Annotated in this window: 23 protein-coding genes; all 23 read right to left on the reverse strand. The window is 28.8% G+C overall.

Features of this window, described 5'->3' with window-relative positions:
• Window positions 1–38: 38 nt before the first annotated feature.
• Window positions 39–194 carry a six-cysteine ranthipeptide SCIFF gene (scfA, locus tag F594_RS09225; protein ID WP_004825679.1) on the reverse strand — a complete coding sequence of 52 codons (156 nt, stop codon included), beginning with the start codon at window positions 192–194 and terminating at the stop codon, window positions 39–41.
• A 9-nt stretch (window positions 195–203) separates the two neighbouring features.
• Window positions 204–500, reverse strand: a complete 297-nt coding sequence (gene yajC / locus F594_RS0105815) for a preprotein translocase subunit YajC (protein ID WP_004825677.1) — start codon at window positions 498–500, stop codon at window positions 204–206.
• A gap of 55 nt (window positions 501–555) precedes the next feature.
• Window positions 556–1,668: a tRNA guanosine(34) transglycosylase Tgt gene (gene tgt, locus F594_RS0105820; protein WP_019034885.1), complete on the reverse strand. Its 1,113-nt coding sequence runs from the start codon at window positions 1,666–1,668 to the stop codon at window positions 556–558.
• An 8-nt stretch (window positions 1,669–1,676) separates the two neighbouring features.
• Window positions 1,677–2,696, reverse strand: coding sequence for a tRNA preQ1(34) S-adenosylmethionine ribosyltransferase-isomerase QueA (gene queA / locus F594_RS0105825; protein ID WP_019034886.1), 1,020 nt, complete (start codon window positions 2,694–2,696; stop codon window positions 1,677–1,679).
• On the reverse strand, window positions 2,683–3,816 hold the full coding sequence (locus F594_RS0105830; RefSeq protein ID WP_009344690.1) for a SpoIID/LytB domain-containing protein: 1,134 nt from the start codon (window positions 3,814–3,816) through the stop codon (window positions 2,683–2,685). The genes queA and F594_RS0105830 overlap by 14 nt, the downstream gene beginning before the upstream one ends.
• Window positions 3,813–4,817 (reverse strand): Holliday junction branch migration DNA helicase RuvB, encoded by a 1,005-nt coding sequence (ruvB, locus tag F594_RS0105835; RefSeq protein WP_009344682.1) that lies wholly within the window; start codon window positions 4,815–4,817, stop codon window positions 3,813–3,815. Before ruvB ends, F594_RS0105830 begins: the two co-directional genes overlap by 4 nt.
• Window positions 4,818–5,414: a Holliday junction branch migration protein RuvA gene (gene ruvA / locus F594_RS0105840; RefSeq protein ID WP_009344684.1), complete on the reverse strand. Its 597-nt coding sequence runs from the start codon at window positions 5,412–5,414 to the stop codon at window positions 4,818–4,820.
• On the reverse strand, window positions 5,414–5,908 hold the full coding sequence (gene ruvC / locus F594_RS0105845) for a crossover junction endodeoxyribonuclease RuvC (protein WP_009344688.1): 495 nt from the start codon (window positions 5,906–5,908) through the stop codon (window positions 5,414–5,416). The genes ruvA and ruvC overlap by 1 nt, the downstream gene beginning before the upstream one ends.
• Window positions 5,909–5,945: 37 nt before the next feature.
• Entirely contained in the window at window positions 5,946–6,701 is a 756-nt protein-coding gene (locus tag F594_RS0105850; protein WP_019034887.1) for a hypothetical protein, read from the reverse strand.
• Window positions 6,702–6,791: 90 nt separating this feature from the next.
• Complete coding sequence (gene asnA, locus F594_RS0105855) at window positions 6,792–7,787, reverse strand: aspartate--ammonia ligase (protein ID WP_019034888.1); 996 nt, start codon at window positions 7,785–7,787, stop codon at window positions 6,792–6,794.
• Window positions 7,788–7,877: 90 nt separating this feature from the next.
• Window positions 7,878–8,528: a zinc dependent phospholipase C family protein gene (locus F594_RS0105860; RefSeq protein ID WP_019034889.1), complete on the reverse strand. Its 651-nt coding sequence runs from the start codon at window positions 8,526–8,528 to the stop codon at window positions 7,878–7,880.
• 105 nt (window positions 8,529–8,633) lie between these two features.
• Window positions 8,634–10,271 carry a glycosyl hydrolase family 18 protein gene (locus F594_RS0105865; protein ID WP_019034890.1) on the reverse strand — a complete coding sequence of 546 codons (1,638 nt, stop codon included), beginning with the start codon at window positions 10,269–10,271 and terminating at the stop codon, window positions 8,634–8,636.
• 54 nt (window positions 10,272–10,325) lie between these two features.
• Window positions 10,326–10,673 carry a 50S ribosomal protein L19 gene (rplS, locus tag F594_RS0105870; RefSeq protein ID WP_004825662.1) on the reverse strand — a complete coding sequence of 116 codons (348 nt, stop codon included), beginning with the start codon at window positions 10,671–10,673 and terminating at the stop codon, window positions 10,326–10,328.
• On the reverse strand, window positions 10,660–11,400 hold the full coding sequence (gene trmD / locus F594_RS0105875) for a tRNA (guanosine(37)-N1)-methyltransferase TrmD (RefSeq protein WP_019034891.1): 741 nt from the start codon (window positions 11,398–11,400) through the stop codon (window positions 10,660–10,662). The genes rplS and trmD overlap by 14 nt, the downstream gene beginning before the upstream one ends.
• On the reverse strand, window positions 11,397–11,897 hold the full coding sequence (rimM, locus tag F594_RS0105880; protein WP_019034892.1) for a ribosome maturation factor RimM: 501 nt from the start codon (window positions 11,895–11,897) through the stop codon (window positions 11,397–11,399). Before rimM ends, trmD begins: the two co-directional genes overlap by 4 nt.
• Window positions 11,881–12,120: a KH domain-containing protein gene (locus F594_RS0105885; RefSeq protein WP_004825665.1), complete on the reverse strand. Its 240-nt coding sequence runs from the start codon at window positions 12,118–12,120 to the stop codon at window positions 11,881–11,883. The genes rimM and F594_RS0105885 overlap by 17 nt, the downstream gene beginning before the upstream one ends.
• Window positions 12,121–12,132: 12 nt before the next feature.
• Entirely contained in the window at window positions 12,133–12,429 is a 297-nt protein-coding gene (gene rpsP / locus F594_RS0105890; protein ID WP_004825655.1) for a 30S ribosomal protein S16, read from the reverse strand.
• Between the two features lie 48 nt (window positions 12,430–12,477).
• Window positions 12,478–13,815, reverse strand: a complete 1,338-nt coding sequence (ffh, locus tag F594_RS0105895) for a signal recognition particle protein (protein ID WP_004825658.1) — start codon at window positions 13,813–13,815, stop codon at window positions 12,478–12,480.
• Between the two features lie 10 nt (window positions 13,816–13,825).
• Window positions 13,826–14,179, reverse strand: coding sequence for a YlxM family DNA-binding protein (gene ylxM / locus F594_RS0105900; protein WP_019034893.1), 354 nt, complete (start codon window positions 14,177–14,179; stop codon window positions 13,826–13,828).
• A gap of 102 nt (window positions 14,180–14,281) precedes the next feature.
• On the reverse strand, window positions 14,282–15,508 hold the full coding sequence (ftsY, locus tag F594_RS0105905; protein WP_019034894.1) for a signal recognition particle-docking protein FtsY: 1,227 nt from the start codon (window positions 15,506–15,508) through the stop codon (window positions 14,282–14,284).
• A gap of 8 nt (window positions 15,509–15,516) precedes the next feature.
• Window positions 15,517–19,053, reverse strand: coding sequence for a chromosome segregation protein SMC (gene smc, locus F594_RS0105910; protein WP_019034895.1), 3,537 nt, complete (start codon window positions 19,051–19,053; stop codon window positions 15,517–15,519).
• Window positions 19,044–20,099: an elongator complex protein 3 gene (locus F594_RS0105915; RefSeq protein WP_019034896.1), complete on the reverse strand. Its 1,056-nt coding sequence runs from the start codon at window positions 20,097–20,099 to the stop codon at window positions 19,044–19,046. Before F594_RS0105915 ends, smc begins: the two co-directional genes overlap by 10 nt.
• The gene (rnc, locus tag F594_RS0105920) at window positions 20,092–20,784 is read right to left on the reverse strand and encodes a ribonuclease III (RefSeq protein WP_036746305.1); all 693 of its coding nucleotides are present in this window, start codon (window positions 20,782–20,784) and stop codon (window positions 20,092–20,094) included. Before rnc ends, F594_RS0105915 begins: the two co-directional genes overlap by 8 nt.
• Between the last annotated feature and the right edge of the window lie 3 nt (window positions 20,785–20,787).

The raw sequence follows: 20,787 nt of genomic DNA on the forward strand, positions 1-20,787 counted from the left end.
ATTCCCCATTTAATAAATTTAAGCACAATAAAAGGCTGTTAACAGCCCTTTAATTGTACATTTTCACATTTTTGATTTCCTACTGTACAAGAAGTTTTGCAAGCTGATTGGCATGAAGTTTGACATTCTCCACATCCACCTTTAGCATAAGTATCTTTTAATCTTCTTGTTGTTAAAGTCTTAATATGCTTCATCATATCCTCCTATTTATTATCCTTTTTCAAATCGGAATTATCTTTAAAAACTGAAGATACTCCCCATTTCATAATTTCCATTTTGTTCTTATCACCGGAAGTTTCAATTACAACAAAATCTTCTTTTATTACAATAATTTTTCCTATGATTCCACCAATTGTTTGTACCCTATCGCCAACTTTTAGATTAGCACGCATATCTTTAATTTCATTTTGCTTTTTATTTTGAGGTCTAATAACCATAAAATAAAATACTAAAAAAATTAAAACTAAAGGTCCAAACTGAATAAGAAACTGACTGTTCATTAAACTGCTCCCTTCTTATAAATAATTATACAAAAAAAATAAATTTTTAACAAGCTTAATTATATCCATACTTATTGTAAAAATCATTTTTGTATTCAAGAAAATAATCTCCCCTTATTGACTCTCTTATATTTTCCATCATATTGAGTAGAAAATATAAATTGTGAATAGTTGCAAGTCTTGGTCCCAATATTTCGTCTACATTGAATAAATGTCTGATATAGGCTCTTGTATAATTTCTGCAAACATAACAATCACATTCTTCATCTAATGGAGAAAAATCTTCCTTATATTTTGCGTTTCTAATAACGAGTTTTCCCCTATGAGTTATAACAGAACCATTTCTTGCAATTCTAGTTGGCAAAACACAATCTGCCATATCTATACCTCTTTCTACTGCTTCAAATAAATAATCAGGACTACCAACTCCCATTAAATATCTCGGTTTATTTTCAGGCATAAAATCTGTTGTATAATCAAGAATTTCATTCATTATTTCTTTTGGTTCACCTACAGAAAGACCGCCTACTGAATACCCTGGAAAATCCATGTCAACCATCTCTTGAGCAGAAATTTTTCGTAAATCTTTATACATACCACCTTGGATTATACCAAAAAGTGCTTGATGCTCAGAATTTTTATGAAAATCTTTACCTCTTTTTGCCCATCTTAGAGTCCTTTGCATTGATCTTTCAACATAATCATATGATGCAGGATATGGTGCACATTCATCAAATGACATAATAATATCAGAGCCTAAAATATTTTGCATCTCAATTGAAACTTCAGGAGATAAAAATTTCTTTGAACCGTCAATATGCGATCTAAATTCAACACCTTCTTCGGTAATTTTTCTATTATCAGAAAGAGAAAAAACTTGGAATCCTCCTGAGTCGGTAAGTATTGGCTTGTCCCAATTCATAAACTTGTGAAGTCCACCTGCTTTTTTTATAATCTCAGACCCTGGTCTTAAAAATAAATGATAGGTGTTTGATAAAATAATTTGTGCGCCAATTTTTTTCAATTCTTCACTAGCCATAGTTTTAACTGTAGCTCTAGTTCCTACAGGCATAAAAATAGGTGTTTCTATCTCTCCGTGGTCAGTTATTATTTTACCTAATCTTGCCTTAGAATCTTTTGCTTTTTTATATAATTCAAACTTAAACATCTAATCTCCTAATATATAAACATTGCATCACCAAAGGAGAAAAACCTATATTTTTCTTTGACTGCAACATTATAAGCGTTTAAAATAATTTCTCTTGTACTCAATGAAGACACGAGCATTATTAAAGTTGATTCAGGTAAATGAAAATTGGTTATAAGTGCATCAACACATTTGAATTTATATGGTGGATAAATAAAAATATCTGTCCATCCGCTTTTTGCCTTTACATATCCCTTGTCATCAGCAGCAGATTCTAAAGTTCTTATAGATGTTGTTCCAACTGCAACAATTCTTCTACCTTCATCTTTTGCTTTATTAATTTTTTGAGCTACATCATCACGAATAATATAAAACTCACTGTGCATTTTATGTTTAGTAACATCTTCTACCTTAACTGGTCTAAACGTACCAAGTCCAACATGAAGAGTTATAAAACAAATTTCAATTCCCTTTTCTTCTATCTTTTTTAATAGTTCTTTTGTAAAATGCAAACCCGCAGTCGGAGCTGCTGCTGAACCTATTTCTTTTGAATATACAGTTTGGTATCTTTCCTTGTCTTCAAGTTTTTCCTGAATATATGGTGGCAAAGGCATTTCACCTAATCTGTCAAGGATTTCTTCAAAAATTCCACTATAGATAAATTTTAAAAACCTTGAGCCATCTTCAGAAATATCTACGACTTCAGCTTTTAATTCATCTGAAAAAATTATTTCAGTTCCAATTTTTAATTTTTTGCCTGGTTTGGCAAGTGTTTCCCAAGTATCTCCCTTATGATTTAACAACAATATCTCGATACTCTCATCTTTTTCTGGTCTGTGTCCAAAAATTCTTGCAGGCATAACCCTAGTATCATTTAATACAAGAACATCACCATTATTTAAATAGTCAATAATATTATAAAATTTTTTATGATTTATCTCTCCAGTCTTTTTATTCAAAAGCATAAGCCTTGACTGGTCACGCTTTTGCGCTGGATGTTGAGCTATAAGCTCACTTGGTAAATCATATGAAAAATCACTTGTTTTCATTTACGCCTTCCATACTTTTTAATTCTGTCCCAGGAAAATAGAAGCCCAAAATTTCTTCATATTTGAAATCACTTTTTGCCATCTTTTGAGCCCCATATTGACTCATTCCTACTCCATGACCAAATCCCTTTCCCTTAAGTGAAAAACTATCACCTAAATTCATTATTTCAAATAGTGTGGATTTACATTTCATAGAGCCGACTTTATTTCTAAATTGATTTCCTGTGAAATTCTTAACTCCATTTGCTCCTGTTACTGTTATATTTTTAATTCTTCCTGATGAGTCATAATCTGCTATCTCAATTGTATAAATTTCACCAAGACCTAATTTTGACAGTTCCTGATTAGTTAGAATAGCATCCCATTCATAAGTGGAATAAGGATCTTCTTTTGCAATTAGATAATCTACAATCTCGCCACCCCAAACATCTTTTGCATCAGCAGTATAGCCTCCAGAAGATGCTCCAAATATTGCTTCAATAACTTTTCCCTTATAGGTTAAAACTTGACCCTTGGTGGCTTCAACAGCTTTATCTGTAATTTTATTATAGCATGAGCTACCCCTATATACTTGACAAGCAGTTGTATCATCAAGATTATAACCATTCTTTATACATTTATTTTTGTTACTTATTGCAAATGATCTTGAGGCTACAGCCTGGGCTTTTAAAGCCTCCTGTGCAAAAGACGGACTCATTTCCTTGGGTAAGATTCCCCTCAAATAATTTTCTATATCTATATTATTAATAATATCAAGTTTATTGTTGTTAATTCTAAAAGAAATAGCACCTAAGTAACTTCTTTTTAAATTTTCAACTTTAATTTCTTTAGAAGAATTAATTAGCATACTACCATCTAATGGGAAATTTTCCATTGTAAAATTCTCACCTTTTAAATATACCTTCCCATTTTTTAAAGTAACTTTTAATTCTTTTAAATTCGTATTATTTAATAATGAAAAATCTGATGATATAATTTGAAAATTAGCCTTAGTAGAAAGCTTAATTTCTTTATCAACAGGGTTAGATGGTCCAACTTTAATATTAAGTCTTTCTTCTGCCAATAAATTCATTGGACAGAGCATAAGAAATAGTAAGAAAATAAGTAAAATTTTTTTCATTCTTCTTCTCCTTTATATTCTAAACCGAAATGGTCATAAGCTTTTTTTGTTGCAAGTCGACCTCTTGGTGTTCTAACTATAAAGCCTATTTGCATTAAATAAGGTTCATAAACATCTTCTACTGTAATTCTATCTTCACCAATTGATGCAGAAATTGCATCAATCCCTACAGGTCTTCCTACAAAGTTTTCAATCATTGTTAAGATTATCTTTCTATCAATATTATCAAGACCATATTTATCTATTTCTAGCAAATTAAGTCCCTTAACAGCAACCTTTTCGGTAATTACCCCTCTTTCCACAACTTCTGCATAATCTCTAACTCTTTTTAAGAGTCTATTTGCAATACGAGGAGTTCCTCTTGACCTTTTGGCAATTTCTAAAGCGCCTTCTTTTTCAATTGGTATATTTAAAATTTCAGCAGATCTTATAACAATCTTAGTAAGAGCATCAATTGAATAAAGTTCCATATTTAAAAGAACTCCAAACCTATCTCTTAAAGGCGATGTCAACATACCTGATCTTGTTGTCGCTCCTATTAAAGTGAATTTTGCCAAATCAAGCCTAATAGAGCGTGCGGAAGGCCCCTTACCAATAATTATATCAAGTGCATAATCTTCCATAGCAGGATATAAAATTTCTTCAACAGATTTATTTAATCTGTGAATTTCATCAATAAAAAGAACATCATCTTCTTTTAAGTTTGTAAGAATTGATGCTAAATCCCCTTGCCTTTCTATGGCAGGACCAGACGTCACTTTTATATTTACGCCCATTTCATTAGCAATAATTCCAGCTAAAGTGGTTTTTCCTAAACCTGGTGGCCCACTTAATAAAGTGTGGTCCAATGGTTCCTTCCTATTTTTTGCTGCCTTTATAAAAATTTTTAATTTATTTATAACCTTATCCTGGCCAATATAATCTAAAAGCCACTTAGGTCTTAAATTAATTTCCTGTTTATCTTCAACAGAAAAATTTGCATCAATAATTCTTTCATCCATTTACTTTGCCATCACCTTCAGTGCCTGTCTAATAATTTCAGATAATTCTTGACTTTGATCTACATTTCTCAGAGCAATTTTTGCTTCATATTCATTATAGCCTAAGGATAATAGAGCCTCAAGAGCAGGGTCATTATTGATATCTATTGTATCACTACTGTCTAATATACTTAAATCTAAATCTTCTGTAAAAGATTTTTTAGAAATCTTATCTTTGAGTTCAAGAATTATTCTATTAGCAGTCTTTTTTCCAACTCCTGGAGATTTTGTTAATATATTTGCATCTTCACTTAAAATGGCACTTCTAAGTTGAGATGAACCCAAAGCTCCTAAAATTGTCATAGAAAGCTTTGGTCCAACACTTGATACAGTATTTAATAAATCAAAAAGAGTTCTTGAATCTTTATTCAAAAAACCATAGAGTGATATATTATCCTCTCTTAATATTAATCTCAAATATATTTTTAACTCTTCATTCAAACTTAACTTTGAAATATCAAGTTGGCTAATAGATATTAAATATCCTATATCGTTATTATCAAGAACTATTTCGCCTTCATAAATTTCTGATATATTTCCCTTTATAAAATCTAACATTATATCATCCTAAAACTTTCTTTAAAATTGATAGAAGAACCATGAGTTATGGCAACTGCAAGTGCATCTGCCACATCATCAGGCTTTGGTACTTCCTTTAAATTAAGTAAAACCTTTACCATATATTGAATCTGTTCCTTAGTAGCTCTACCATAACCAACCAAAGATTTTTTTATTTGCAAAGGTGTATATTCATAAACATTTCTTGTAAACTGTCTTGCAGCTAAAACTTCTACCCCTCTTGCCTGAGCAACTGTAATTGCAGTTTTAACGTTTTTATTAAAAAATAATTCTTCAAATGCTATATCATCTGGTTTAAATTTAATTATTAATTCAGACATTTGAGAATATATCATATCCAATCTATCAGTAATTGGGGTTTTTGCAGGAGTATTAATTTGACCATAGCTTACGGTCTTAAAAGAATTTCCTTTGAAATCTAAAATACCATAACCTATAATTGCAAGTCCAGGGTCAATTCCTAAAATTCTCATATTCCCTCTTAAAAAAATAAAGGTAGTTAACCTACCCTTATTTATATCTTTTCATTACTTTATCGTTAATTCCATCCCAATATCCATTGGTAAGAATTCTATAACCATCAACATATAAAAATTTTAATATTTTTTTATAGAGATTAGAAATCTCATTAACGGAGAGATACGAATTCATTTCCTTAAATCTCGCAGAAGAATCATCACTAAATACAAGCTGTAAATCAAGGTGGGAGTTAATATTAAAAATCTTTTTTCTTAAAAGATTTTTATCAACGCCCCTAACGATTGATGATATATAAGATCTAGTAAACCTATCCCTTCTTAAACATTTAAAAAGTTCCTTTTTAAAAATAACCACATCTTTATTTTTAAATTCATAGTTATAAAGTTTCTTCCTACTGTATAGTTCTTCAATTGACAAATAGTTCAAGGCTATCATTTCAAGTTTATTGATTAATTTTGAAGAATTGAAACCTCTTCTGTAGCCCTCTAAATATAAATATAATTCTAATCTATTTATATCATCATGGATTAAACTAGATAGATTTCTGGCAATTAATTCTATGCCTCTTTTTTCTTTATATAATTTTATTATATCTAAACGTAAATTTTCCAAAGACACATATCTGGGAAAAATATTTTCGATAGATTCTTCTATATTATAAATATTTAAAAGAATATTAATACAGTCTGTTTCGTTGTTATAAAGGAAATTTTCAACTAGATAGTTTTTTATATCTTTAAAAGCAAAGTTTTTATTATTTGAAATTTTAATATTTGCCAAGCTCATAAAAATTCCTCCGAAATCTATTTTTTATTATACTATAAATTTAAGAGTAATTGTTAAAAAGAAAGCAAATTTTTTAATATTAAATTTATATTACAATAATATAATACCATCTTTTTTGGCTTGTTGCCTTGTAAGCTCATCCCAAACGCCAACTTGAACTTCCCCTATATGCTTTTTTTCTAAAAAGTACATACATATTCTTGATTGGCCAATACCCCCACCTATTGTATAGGGAAGATTTTTTTCTATTATATCTCTGTGATAAGGAAGGGTAAGTCTATCTTCATTGCCACAAATTTTGCATTGGCTAACTATAGAATCTTCATCGACTCTTATTCCCATGCTTGATAATTCAATAGAATCATTTAAAACACTATCCCAAAATATTATATCTCCATTTAAGTCCCAATCATCATAATCTGGACTTCTAAGGTCATGAGGCTTGCCTGATTTTAATTTTTTTCCGATTCCTTGTATGAAAACTGCCTTCTTATCTTTTGTAATTTCATGTTCCCTTTCTTTAGGACTTAAATCAGGGTAAGCATCTTCAAGTTCTTGAGATGAAACAAAGAAAATTTTTTCAGGCAACTTTTTGGATAAAATGTATGGATAAGTTTGATTAATATATTCTTCACTTCTTTTAAATACCGAAAATATTTCTTTAACGACAAGATGTAAATAATCGTCATTTCTATCAGAAACTCCTATTATTTTTTCCCAATCCCATTGATCAACATAAGACGAATGAATATTATCAAGACTTTCTTCAGCCCTTATTGCATTCATATCTGCATAGATTCCTTCATACATACCAAAATTATATTTTTTTAATGCATTTCTTTTCCATTTTGCTAAAGATTGCACAATTTCAACATTAATATCATATTTTCTAATATTAAAGTTAACAGCTTTTTCTCCGGACAAATTGTCGTTCAAACCTGTTTCAGGTCTAACAAAAAGAGGTGCTGAAACTCTTGCCAAATTTAATGTGCTTGCTAAATCTCTTTGAAAATAATCTTTTAAAGATTTTATTGCAATTTGTGTTTCTCTTAGATCTAAATACTTTGCTTCTGAATTATTAATCATCTTTTCCTCCAAATTAATTAAAAAAAGGCAAGGTAAATGACCTTTGCCTTAATATAACAATCTATTCTATTTAATATACTGCACATTCGTCTATGAAAATTGAATTTCTAAATCTTCATTGTAAACAAGTGCAGATTCAATAACAAAGGATGCTATTTTAGAACTTATATCTAGTGCAAAATTCATATCAGTATCAAAACTTATAGGAGCATTTTTATATTCACATATAACTGTTTCTATATATTCTTTAACTCTAACTTTAAGCTTTTTATCAACATTTTCGAATAAATCTAAATTTTTAGTATTTATAACGTACTCATAATTTTCTTCCTTAAATTTTTGTGATAACACATATACATTAAGGTCTGATTCATACTTAATATGTGCTTTCATATCATCAAAGAAAGTCATCCTATAAGCATGCGGATAGCAACAATAATCAGAAAGATAATGAGAAATTATACCTAACTTCTTAGATAAATAATTAATCAAAATAGGATTAGTGTTCTCTTGTAAATTTGAATATCTACAAAAATAAATCAAGTTAGATATCTCTTTAGAAATAAAATTTATTGACTCTTTTTGATAATGTCTTATTAGTTTGTAATAAGGCAAAACATCAGGACAAACACTTCCCCATTGTATCTTATTCAAATTTAAATTAATGTTATAATCTTGTTTTACCCTTTGATGAATAATAGTTGCTATAACTTTATGAGTATTAGCTAAAATTTTAAGCACTCCCTTTAATTAAAATACAATTAATTTTGCAATTCATTTATAATTTTATCTAATAATAAAAAAAATGTCAATGTTAGTGATTGACATTTTCATTAGAAATTATTATTAATATTTCAAATCTTTTATTTCATTGTTTATAGCATCCCAAATATCAAAAGTTTCAAAACCCAATCTCCAAGATGCAATCCCTCTTAACTTGTACTTATTAACTAGACTAGTTTTAAGAGCTAAAGAATTTTTCTCTTCCAGCCAAATTTTATAAAGGGCATCACCCTCGTTAAATTCCACATAAAATTGTCCACATTCGTCATTCCACTTAGGTTTTAACCCCTTAGACCCAATAATATTATTAGTTTGGTCCATAGAAATTGCTTTAGAAGAAACTTTACCATTTTTTTCGCACCAAAGCCTTGAATATAAAGGAACTCCTAAAATCATTTTATCTCTAGGAATTGACTTGAACAAAACATTAATTGAACCTTCAACCCAAGGATATTCAGCAACTGAACCTGACTTTTCAGAAGATGACCAATGTTGGTCATATGCCATTATTACAACTAAGTCACAAATCTCTGCAAGTGCTTTTCTATCGTAGGGTTCTTTTGTTACATCCGATGATATCTGTGGAGTTACATCAACTGAAATCATTATATTTTCTGACTTTGCTTTTTCAGATAATTCTTTTACAAAAGTTGTAAATAAATCTCTGTCACTAATTTTAAAACCTTCAAAGTCAATATTTAGACCTTTCATGCCATATTTTTTACATAATTCTATAGTTTTATCAATTATTTTTTTTCTTGAATTTTCATTTGACAATGCCTTGTTAGTAATCTCTGCATCAAAAGAGTTATCAAGATATCCCCAAACATCAATACCCATAGCTCTATATCTATTGACATAATCAATATTTCCCCTATCAATTAAATCTCCATTTCCATTCATTATAGAAAACCATGTTGGAATTATGATATCAACACCTGGTATATTTTTAATATTTGCAATCTTATCTTCAGAGTGTCCAGCATAAGTGTAATCCCAAGTAATATTTAAGGGTTTTTTTGCTTGAGTATTTAATTCATGAGGTGGAATTTCTGTAATATTATCTAAATAATCTTTATGGACATAACCAGCATATCCGTTATATTCTCTTACCCTATAATAAGAATTTTCTTGGTCGTATAGAAATACTTTACTATCTTTAGGAACTTTTTTAATTAATTTTGATCTTTTCTTAGACATTTCTCTCAAGTTTACATCAGTTGTTGTTGTAGCAATTTTATGAGAAATGCTTAAATTATCAAGTACATATGACTTATTATCTTTATCATATCTTAAATCAAAATTATAATCATAAATAAAAGATTCAATAGGTAACATTAATTTACCATCTATTTTTTTAACAGGTGAACGCAAAATAACCTTGTGTCCAGAAAAATTTGCTTGCTTGCTGTCTAAAGGCAAAACTTTTGAACCTTTTGAGTTATTAATATAAATTTTATTTTCACTCTCATTGAAATTTATATTTTTATCTATATTTTCTTTTATAAAATCATAAGAAATATATAATTGTCCATCCTCTTGTCTATAATAATCCTTCTTGTCTACTAACTTATCTTCGCATAAAAAACTTAGTCCTTCATACATATCAGATTGTTTGTTGTTTCCCCTATTTTCAACAAAGAAAAATAATCCTGCAGCAAGTGCCAATAAAATAAATATTCCTATAAAAAATTTTTTCATAAAGCTCCTTTCTTCATTCAAAATAAAGGAAACTAAAATGAGTCTTAGCTCATTTTAGTAATTTATTTTTTCCTTAACTTTTGCAGCTTTACCTTGTCTATCTCTTAGATAGTATAGTTTAGCTCTTCTAACTTTACCCTTACGAACAACTTTAATTTCAGCTATTCTTGGAGAATTAATTAAAAAAGTTCTTTCAACTCCTATACCGTAAGAAATTCTTCTAACAGTGAAAGTTTTTCTTGAACTCTTACCTTGTTTTTTGATTACAATACCTTCGAAAACTTGGACTCTTTCTCTAGTACCTTCAATAATTCTATAGTGGACTTGAATTGTATCTCCCACTCTAAATTCAGGTAAATTATCTTTTATAAATTCATCTTCTATTGATCTAATTATATCCATTTTCCTCCTCCTCTCGTATTTCTTTTAATAAAATTTTTTCTTCATTATTTAATTCTTTTTTTTCTAATAAATCAGGTCTTTTTTTAAGAGTAATCCTTAGTGACTCTTTCAAGCGATATTTTCTTATCTTTTCATGATCTCCTGATAATAAAATATCAGGAACCTTTAAACCTTTAAAATCTCTAGGTCTTGTATATTGAGGATATTCCAGTAAGCCATTATAAAATGACTCATCTGTATATGATTCTTCTGAGGAAAGACTACCATCTAAGAGTCTAGTTACTCCATCAATAAGAACCATTGAGCCTATCTCTCCACCAGTTAAAACAAAATCACCAATGGAAATTTCCTCATCGACATAATTATCTATAACTCTGGCATCAATACCTTCATAATGACCATTTAATAAAATAATATGCTCTTCATTTTTAAGCTCTTTTAATTTTTCTTGATTTAAAGTTTTTCCATGAGCACTTAAAAAATAAACTTTTGCCTTTTGGCTTTTGCAGCTTTCAATAGCCTGAACTATTGGAGAAACCTGCATAAGCATTCCTGGCCCACCACCAAAAGGATAATCATCTACTTGTAGATACTTATTAATGGCAAAATCTCTAATATCTATTACCTCAAGTTCTACAATATTGTCTTTTATAGCTCTTCCAACAATTGAATAATCCCTAAGCGAATTAATAAACTCCGGAAATAAAGTTAGTACAGAAATTTTCACTCTCTCATCCCTTCAATGGGGTCAGCTATAATAACATCTCCAATATCCTTAACAAATTCCTTAACATTTGGTATATAGTAGCGAAAATTCTCGTTTTTAATAACAAGAACATCATTTGCTGGATAAGAATCTATTTTTTCCAAAATTCCAAGAAATTCATTATTTGAATCATAAACTTCCTTACCAATTAAGTCCCATACATAAAAAGTCCCTTGTGGCAATTTTTCTCTGTCCTTATCATAAATATAAAGATATGAATTTTTAAATTTCAAGACATCATTAATATCATCATGTCCTTTTAATTTTAAAAAAACAAAACCTTTGTCATATCTTACAGAAGAGATTTCATAAGAGTCTTTATTTTGACCTAAAAGTATATAATCCAGCTTAGAATATCTTTTGATATTATCAGTAAAAGGTCTTACTTTAAGCTCTCCCTTTATACCAAAAGTATTAATAATCTCGCCTATACAAGTTAAATCATTCTTGGATTTCATCTATTTCTAAATTGACCTTTATTTCTTCTTTTAATGATACAGCTTTTAAAATAGACCTGATTGCTTTTGCAATTCTGCCTTGTTTTCCAATAACTTTTCCCATGTCGGTTGAAGAGACTTGTAGAAGTATATTGTTAACATCTTCGCCTTCTTGAGAGCTTACTTTAACCTTTTCCGGTTCATCAACTAAAGACTTTGCAATGTATTCAATTAATTCAACCATGTATGCCTCCAATTATTTATTTATTGGTTCTTCTTGAGCTTCTTCATTTTTAGAAGCTTCTTTATTTATATAAACAGAATTTTCTCTAAAAAGTCTATCTACTGTATCAGTAGGTTTAGCTCCATTTAGAATCCATGTGTTAGCTTTTTCACTGTTTACAACAAATTTCTTTGGTTGAGTCAATGGATCATAATAACCAATTTCTTCGATTACTCTACCATCTCTAGGACTACGTGAATCCGCTACAACAACTCTATAAAATGGTTTTTTCTTAGTACCCATTCTTCTTAATCTAATTTTAACTGCCAATTAATTCACCTCCATAATTAAAATAAATTTATTTAAAAAATAAATTACCTAAAATGAAAAAGGCATTTTAAACCTTTTTTTCTTCATGCCCTTAGACATGTTTCCAAATTGTTTCATAAGTTTTCTTAAATCTTTAAATTGTTTTATCAACTTATTAACTTCTGCAGGGCTAGTCCCTGAACCTAAAGCTATTCTCTTTCTTCTTGACGAATCTATAATATCGGGTTTAATTCTTTCTTTTTTGGTCATGGACCTTATTATTGCTTCTACTTTTGCAAGTTCACCCTCTGGTAACTTTACTCCCTTCAAAGCTTTTGAATTCACTCCCGGAAGCATTCCTAAAATATCTTCCAAAGGACCCATCTTTTTAATTTGCATCATTTGGTCAAGAAAATCATCAAAGGTAAAAGTCTGATTAATTATTTTTTCTTCTAATTCTTTAGCCTTCTTTTCATCAACAATAGCTTCAGCTTTTTCAATAAGGCTTAACATATCGCCCATGCCTAAAATTCTTGAAGCCATCCTATCTGGATGGAAGACTTCAATGTTATCCATCTTTTCGCCTGATGCAATAAATTTAATAGGCACATCAGTTACAGCTCTTATAGAAAGGGCCGCACCACCTCTTGCATCACCGTCAAGTTTAGTTAAAATAACCCCAGTAAGTTTTAAGGTATCATCAAACGTGTCTGCTACATTTACAGCTTCTTGTCCTGTCATAGAATCAAGCACCAGTAAAACCTCAGATGGTTCTAAGGCATCATAGATGTTTTTTAATTCTTGCATTAGTTTTTCATCTATTTGAAGTCTTCCAGCAGTATCAATAATTAAAACATCATTTCCATTTTTCTTAGCATGTTCAAGAGATGCTTTTGAAATGTCAACAGGATCAATTTTATCACCCATAGTAAAAACTGGAACATCTACAGATTTACCTACAACTTGTAGCTGTTTTATTGCAGCAGGTCTATAAACATCACACGCTACTAAAAGTGGCCTTTTGCCTTCTTGTTTCATCTTATTAGCAAGCTTTCCGGCTGTTGTAGTTTTTCCAGCCCCTTGTAGACCGCACATTAAAATAACTGTTGGCTTCTTAGAATAATCAATTTTTACCTGCTCTTTTCCCATAAGGTTTTTAAGCTCATCGTTAACAATTTTAATTACCTGTTGACCAGGTGTTAATGATTCTAAAACTTGAGAGCCTAAAGCTCTTTCTTTAGTGTTTTTTATAAAATCCTTAACTACCTTAAAATTTACATCTGCTTCTAAAAGAGCAAGCTTAACCTCTCTCATAGCTGCATCAATATCTTTTTCAGTTAATTTACCCTTGCCTGTTAATTTATTAAGAGTATTTTGTAATTTTTCAGATAAAGATTCAAAAACCACAATACACCCCCTATTCCAAGATTAAGGTTTTAATCTTTTTGTAGAGAACTTTATCATATTCTCTACTATTTTTTTCAAACTCATCAAAGTATTTTTCTAGTTTTTCTTTTTTTAAAAGAGTTTCTTTATCTCTTTTTTTTGTAATATCTATGAGTTTAAGTTTTTTTTCATAATTTTCTAAGTTATTCTCTGCTCTTTTCATATTATCAGAAACAGCTTGTTTTGAAATATTAAATTCATTTGCTATTTCATTTAAAGAGCAATCATAAATATAATACATACTCATTACTCTTCTCTGTTTTTGTGGTAGTAAAGAACCATAAAAATCCATAAGAGTATTTATGCGAAAAAACTTATCTTCCATATAATCACCATATTTATAAGGGTCAACCTTTTTACTTGACCTCTAGTATTAAACCATAAATTTCTTTTTTTGTCAATATTATTTACTTATTTATATAAAATATTATCCAAAAATTCCTTGCAAGAAATTATCTAAATTGAAATCTTGTAAATCGTAAATTCCTTCACCTACTCCCACAAGTTTTATGGGAATTTGTAGTTCAGATTGTAAAGCTATGACAACGCCTCCCTTGGCGGTCCCATCAAGTTTAGTTAAAGCAATGCCTGTAATATTTACAGCATCTTTGAAAGTTTTTGCCTGATTCATAGCATTTTGACCAGTCGTTGCATCAAGAACCAGAAGTGTTTCTCTGTAAGCTTCAGGATATTTTTTGTCTATTATTCTATTAATTTTTTCTAATTCTTTCATTAAATTAGCTTTGTTGTGTAATCTTCCGGCTGTGTCGACTATTAGTATATCAGCATTTCTACTTTTTGCTGCTGTAATAGCATCAAAAACAACGGCTGCTGGGTCTTGACCTTCACTATGGCTAATTACATCAACATTTACCCTATTTCCCCATTCTTTTAGTTGGTCAATTGCTGCAGCTCTAAAAGTATCCGCTGCTGCAATTAAAACAGATTTTCCTTCATCCTTATATCTTTTTGCAAGTTTACCAATCGTTGTAGTTTTACCTACACCATTTACTCCTACAACCAAAATTATTGATGGAGAAATATCGCTTATTCCTTTATTTAATTCTTCATTCATTAATTTTTTTGTTTCTGACTTTAAAATATCTTTAACTTTAGATGGGTCGTTAATTTTTTCCTTGATTATAGTTTCCCTTAAATTATCAATTAATTTCATTGTAGTATCCATTCCAACATCAGCTGAAATTAAAATATCTTCAAGGTCTTCAAGCATATCATCATCAATTTTTACATAATTTCCCATTACGGTATTGATTTTTATGCCTACTTCTTTTCTTGTCTTATCAAGACCGCTCATTAATTTTTTGAAGAAGTTAACTTTACCCTTGTCTTCATTGGGGGCTTCATCATTATCTAATTCTGAAGAATTTTCTACCTCAATTTCTTCTTTAACTTCAACTGAATTATTAGATGTTTTTTCTAGCCTATCTTCTTCTATATTTTCTTTATTATCTATTTCTTCAGTAAGATCTAAATTTTTTTCCTCATCTAAAAGAGTATGTGCTTCGCTAAAAATCTCTTCATTTACCTTAGAATTCTCTTCTGGTATTTGCTCATTTTCTTCTTTGTTATTTATAGTATCTTCCTTAATTAAAGATTCTTTTTCTTTATTTTTCTTTTTAAACCAGTTAAACATAAGTCCTCCTATTGTAATTTTACTGAATATAGCTTACTAACACCTTTTTCTTCCATTGTCACTCCATACATAGTGCCTGCAATTTCCATAGTTAGTTTTCTGTGTGTAATCATAATAAATTGAATATTTTCTAGAGTTTTTAGATAATCACAATATTTTTTAATATTAGCATCATCAAGTGCAGCATCAATTTCATCTAATATGCAGAAAGGAGCTGGTCTAACTTTTAATAGGGCAAACAAAAGTGCAACAGCAGTAAGAGCTTTTTCTCCACCAGATAGTAATGATAGTGATTGAAGTCTTTTTCCTGGTGGCATTGCCTTTATTTCGATGCCTCCATCTAAAATTTCGCCAGTCAACTCTATTTCCGCCTTACCTCCATCAAATAAAATTTTAAAAATTTCATTGAAATTCTTAGAAATCTCAGCAAAAGACTTTTTAAAAATTTCTTTCATTTCCTTATCTAAATCTCTCAATATATTTTCAATTTCTTCACCAGAATTTAATAGGTCCTGTCTTTGCTTTAAATTCATCTCTAGTCTTTCTTTTATCAATTCATATTCACCAATTGAATTTAAATTTACTGGTCCTAAATCCTGCAAATCTTTTTTTAACTTTTTAATTTCTTTTTCAGAAATCCTACCTAAATCTTTGTTTACTGCCTCATTTACAGAAGTTAAATTATATTCTTCCTCTATTCTTCTCAAAGAATCATTTAAAATTTCTTCTTTTCTTTCAACTTTTGACCTGTTCTTTTCTCTTAAATTATTTAAATCAATCAGCTCTTCTTTAATTTTATCTTTATTTTCTCTTATTTCTTTTAATTTAAGACTTAAATTAGTTTTCTCTTCTCTCAAAGTCTTGTCTATTTCAATATTGTAAGACGATGAATTTTCATTTTCAATCAAATCACTTTCAAAAGTAGCTATACTTTCTTCATTTAAAGTAATTTCATTTTTTAAATTATTTTCTCTTTCATAAGAGCTATTGATAGCTTCATTTAAAACCTTAATCTCATCTGTCAATCTCTTTATCTCAATTTTTAAATAATTATTTTTCTCCTCAATTTCTCTTCTATTTAAGATATTTTCTTGAAATTCTTCTCTTAGGCTTTCAATCTCACTTTTCTTATCAAGTAAATTATTTGAAAAATCATTTTTAGATAAACTTAATGATGAAAGGCTTGTATTTACCTCTTCTAACTTCTTCTTGTTATTCTCAATTTCTAACTCATCTGAGGCTAAGCTTTTATAAATATCATCCAATTCACTATTATATCTACTTAAATACTCTTCATTATTCAATTTAGAATTTTTTATATTTTCTATACTAATCTTTAAACTATTTATTATTTGTTCCAGTTCATTTATTTCTTTTTTATTATCTTGTTCAAGAATTTTATATTTCTCAATATTTTTGCTCAAAGTTTCAAGTTTTTCACTTTGACTTTTTATTTTTAAATTAATATCATCAAATTCTTCTTTCTTTTCCTTCAAATCATTTTTTCTAGAAATTAAATCTAAGTTTGACTTATTTACATAGCCACCAGTAATAGAGCCTGTAGTATTAAAAATATCACCATCTAAGGTTACAATCCTAAATTTGTTATTCAAAGTTTTTTGAAGTTTTGAGGCATTGGTAAAATTATCACATACAATAATTTTTCCCAATAAATTTGAATAAATATTATAAAACTTATCTTGGAAAGAGATTAAGTTTATTGCAAAATCAATAGCGCCCATATTCTTATAGGGATTTAAGTTTAGATTTGAATTATTATTTTTAATATTATCAAGAGGCATAAAGGTAATTCTGCCAAATTTTTCCTTTTGTAAAAGTTCTATCATTGGGCTAACATCAGTTAATTTCTCTACTATTATGTTTTGCAGAGAACCACCTAAAGCAACAGAAATAGCTTTTTGGTATTTCTTTTCAAAATAAATATTATCTCCAACACTACCTAATATTTTATTCTTAAATAAGTTTATTTTATTAGTATAATTCATAAAAGATTTTACACTACGATTGTATCCATCATAATTTTCAGATAAACTTTTTAAAAAATTCAAACGATTTAGTATGTCTTTAGACTTAAAATTTAAATCTTCTAGATTTTTACTTTGACTTTGAAATTCTCCATTAAGCTTTGATAAATTAGATGTTATTTCATCAGACTCTTTTAATTTAGCCTTTAATTTATCTTGTGAAGTCTTTAATTTTTCCTCATTGACTTTTAAAGAATCTATAAGTTCTATTTGATTTTCACTAAAATTAGAAATATTATTCTTTAAAATTTGGGATCTTTGTTTTTTATCTTCAAGGAAATTTTCTAAAGTTTGATTTTTAAAAGTTAAATTTTTAATTTGATTTTCTAATTCAAGTTCAGTCTTTCTTTTAGAATTCTCAAATTTTTCTTGTGAATCAATTTCTTTTTTTAAAATATCCAACTTATTTTTATTTTCTTCAATAATTATATTCAGTTCAGAAAGTTTATCTTCATTTAATTTAAGAGTTTCTGTATTTTTATTAATACTTTCATTATTATTTTCAATTTTTTCTTTGTCTTTTTGGGCATCACTTATTAAATTCTTAATAGTAAGCTGTAAAGATGAAATTTTTTCTTTAAGTATTTCAATGTTAGAACTATTTTTTTGCTTAGTTAAATTATTTGTATTTATAAGCTCTTGGTTCTTATCAATTTTAACTTCAGTTAGTTCTAAGTTTTTCTCTAGTTCTTCTTCCTCTATTTTTAATGATGATATTTGATTTTCAATTGAATTTATTTTAGTAATTATTTGATTATATTCTTCAGATAAATTTTTTAGATCAACTTGCAATTTTTGATTATTAAAGTAAACAAAGTTAATATCTTTCTCTTTTAATTCATTAAAAATTTTAAGATATCTTTTAGCTTTTAACATTTGAATTTTTAAAGTGCCTTCTTGATTTTCAATTTCTGAGATGATGTCTGAGAGCCTGGTGAGATTATCCTTTGCCCTTTGTAATTTGTTTTGAGACTCTTTCTTTTTAAATTTATACTTTGAAATTCCAGCCGCTTCCTCAAAAATACTTCTTCTATCTTCAGCTTTATTGGATAAAATAGAATCAATTCTACCTTGACCTATAAGTGAATACCCATCTTTACCAATTCCTGTATCCATGAAAAGTTCTTTGATATCTTTAAGCCTACATTTTACATTATTTATTAAGAATTCTGATTCTAAAGAACGATACATTTTTCTAGTAACAGAAACCTCAGTGTAATCACTGAGAAGACTCTTGTCAGAATTATCAAAAACTATTGTAACCTGAGCTAAGCCAAGAGGTCGCATATTATCAGTGCCTGAAAAAATAATATCTTCCATTTTTTGACCTCTTAAGTTTTTTGCTGAAGATTCTCCTAAGACCCACATAATAGCATCTGTAATATTTGATTTACCACTACCATTGGGGCCGACTATAGCCGTTATATCCTTATTAAATTCAATTTTAGTTTTCTTTGCAAAGGATTTAAATCCTTCAATATAAACAGCTTTTAAATACATTTATTCTCCATCTTATAATAATCTCTTATATCTATATTTTTATCATCTATCTCAATGGTGAAATTATCTAATTTTTTCTCCATTAAAACCAACTTGTTTAACTTTAAATTTTCAATTAATTTTTTCTTATTCTTTGATTTTTGACCTGCTATATTTGATATATTTCTTCCGTTAGCATAGATTAATATATCTTTTTTCTCATCATTAGCGAGCAAATAATTTTTAAGGCAATTATACAAATAATTTCCTTCAACTAACTGCCTATAAGCCGGATGAAATGGTCCTGCAACTACATCTCCATTATAATTAATATTTTCTGTTGGTTGCAAGCCTACCCTAATAACATTGATATTATTTTTATAGTACAAATTAAGTATATCAGAAACGATACTTATTGAATCAGAAAGACTCAAGGCATCATAAGTCCCTTCATATAAATCATTTTCAAGAGCAGTATCTTTAACAACAAGAGTCGGATAAATTCTTACACAGTGTGGATTTAACTTAACAAACTCTTTAGCAGTGTAATAAGATTTAGAAAAACTATCTCCTGGAAGACCTATCATCTGTTGCAGACCTAATTTAAATCCATAATACTTAATTAGCTCTGATGACTTTTGAACACACTTGCTATCATGACCTCTGTTTGAAAGAATTAAAACACCATCATCAAGACTTTGAACCCCTAATTCAATAATGTCTACTCCAAATTTTTTTAAATTATCCAAAGTATCAGTGTCTATACAATCAGGTCTGGTAGATAACCTTATATTATTGACTAAACCTTTCTTTTTATATTTAAAGGCAACAGATAAAAGTTCCGACTGAATATTCTTATCTATAGCAGTAAAAGACCCTCCATAAAAAGCAACTTCAACATTATCTTTCCTCTTAAAATAAGACAGATATTCCAAAATAGTTTTTTCAACTATATCACTTGAAATATCTGTAGAAACACCTGTGATTTTTTTTTGGTTACAAAAGCAGCAATCTAAAGGGCAACCCAAGTGAGGAACGAAAATAGGTATGATATTTAATTTACTCATCAAAATCACCTAAAACTTTTAAAGCTTCATAAGCAGCCATCTGTTCAGATTTCTTTTTTGTTTTACCCATACCCTTACCATAGATTTTGCCTGAAATTAAAACACTAGAAGAAAATGTCTTGTCATTATCTGGACCTATTTCATCAGTTAAAACATACTTGATAGTACAAGAGTCCTTTTGAACAAATTCCTGTAACTTAGACTTATAATCTCTGTCATATAGCATTATTTCATCAAAAATATCTTCAAATAAAGCTAATATAACTTTTCTTGCAATTTTAAAGGAAGAATCTAAAAAAATTGCTCCAATAAGGGCTTCAAAAGCATCTGCTAAAATTGATTCCCTAAATTTTCCTCCGTTTTTTATTTCACCCCTGCCAAAATGTATAAGCTCTCCTAATTTTATATGATTAGCTACAACAGCCAAGGCGTGTTCATTTACACTTGCAGAACGCAATTTTGAAAGTTCACCTTCATTATAAAGCTCATATTTTTTATAGTAATATTCACCCATAACAAGTCCCAAAACTGCATCTCCTAAAAATTCTAACCTCTCATTAGAATCAAAAGATTTGAGATTATTTTCATTTACATAAGAAGAATGGGTCAAAGCCTTGTCTAATAAAGCATGATTCTTAAAAAAATAATTTAAATTTTTTTCAAGAGTTTCTTTGTCAACTGACACACC

The organism is Peptoniphilus lacrimalis DSM 7455 (assembly GCF_000378725.1).
Lineage (GTDB): Bacteria > Bacillota > Clostridia > Tissierellales > Peptoniphilaceae > Peptoniphilus_A > Peptoniphilus_A lacrimalis.

What these genes read in the sequence shown, in the direction of transcription:
- scfA (WP_004825679.1), bottom strand. Translation starts at nt 194, where the DNA reads ATGAAGCATATTAAGACTTTAACAACAAGAAGATTAAAAGATACTTAT.
- yajC (WP_004825677.1), bottom strand. Translation starts at nt 500, where the DNA reads ATGAACAGTCAGTTTCTTATTCAGTTTGGACCTTTAGTTTTAATTTTT.
- tgt (WP_019034885.1), bottom strand. Translation starts at nt 1,668, where the DNA reads ATGTTTAAGTTTGAATTATATAAAAAAGCAAAAGATTCTAAGGCAAGA.
- queA (WP_019034886.1), bottom strand. Translation starts at nt 2,696, where the DNA reads ATGAAAACAAGTGATTTTTCATATGATTTACCAAGTGAGCTTATAGCT.
- F594_RS0105830 (WP_009344690.1), bottom strand. Translation starts at nt 3,816, where the DNA reads ATGAAAAAAATTTTACTTATTTTCTTACTATTTCTTATGCTCTGTCCA.
- ruvB (WP_009344682.1), bottom strand. Translation starts at nt 4,817, where the DNA reads ATGGATGAAAGAATTATTGATGCAAATTTTTCTGTTGAAGATAAACAG.
- ruvA (WP_009344684.1), bottom strand. Translation starts at nt 5,414, where the DNA reads ATGTTAGATTTTATAAAGGGAAATATATCAGAAATTTATGAAGGCGAA.
- ruvC (WP_009344688.1), bottom strand. Translation starts at nt 5,908, where the DNA reads ATGAGAATTTTAGGAATTGACCCTGGACTTGCAATTATAGGTTATGGT.
- F594_RS0105850 (WP_019034887.1), bottom strand. Translation starts at nt 6,701, where the DNA reads ATGAGCTTGGCAAATATTAAAATTTCAAATAATAAAAACTTTGCTTTT.
- asnA (WP_019034888.1), bottom strand. Translation starts at nt 7,787, where the DNA reads ATGATTAATAATTCAGAAGCAAAGTATTTAGATCTAAGAGAAACACAA.
- F594_RS0105865 (WP_019034890.1), bottom strand. Translation starts at nt 10,271, where the DNA reads ATGAAAAAATTTTTTATAGGAATATTTATTTTATTGGCACTTGCTGCA.
- rplS (WP_004825662.1), bottom strand. Translation starts at nt 10,673, where the DNA reads ATGGATATAATTAGATCAATAGAAGATGAATTTATAAAAGATAATTTA.
- rimM (WP_019034892.1), bottom strand. Translation starts at nt 11,897, where the DNA reads ATGAAATCCAAGAATGATTTAACTTGTATAGGCGAGATTATTAATACT.
- F594_RS0105885 (WP_004825665.1), bottom strand. Translation starts at nt 12,120, where the DNA reads ATGGTTGAATTAATTGAATACATTGCAAAGTCTTTAGTTGATGAACCG.
- ylxM (WP_019034893.1), bottom strand. Translation starts at nt 14,179, where the DNA reads ATGGAAGATAAGTTTTTTCGCATAAATACTCTTATGGATTTTTATGGT.
- ftsY (WP_019034894.1), bottom strand. Translation starts at nt 15,508, where the DNA reads ATGTTTAACTGGTTTAAAAAGAAAAATAAAGAAAAAGAATCTTTAATT.
- smc (WP_019034895.1), bottom strand. Translation starts at nt 19,053, where the DNA reads ATGTATTTAAAAGCTGTTTATATTGAAGGATTTAAATCCTTTGCAAAG.
- F594_RS0105915 (WP_019034896.1), bottom strand. Translation starts at nt 20,099, where the DNA reads ATGAGTAAATTAAATATCATACCTATTTTCGTTCCTCACTTGGGTTGC.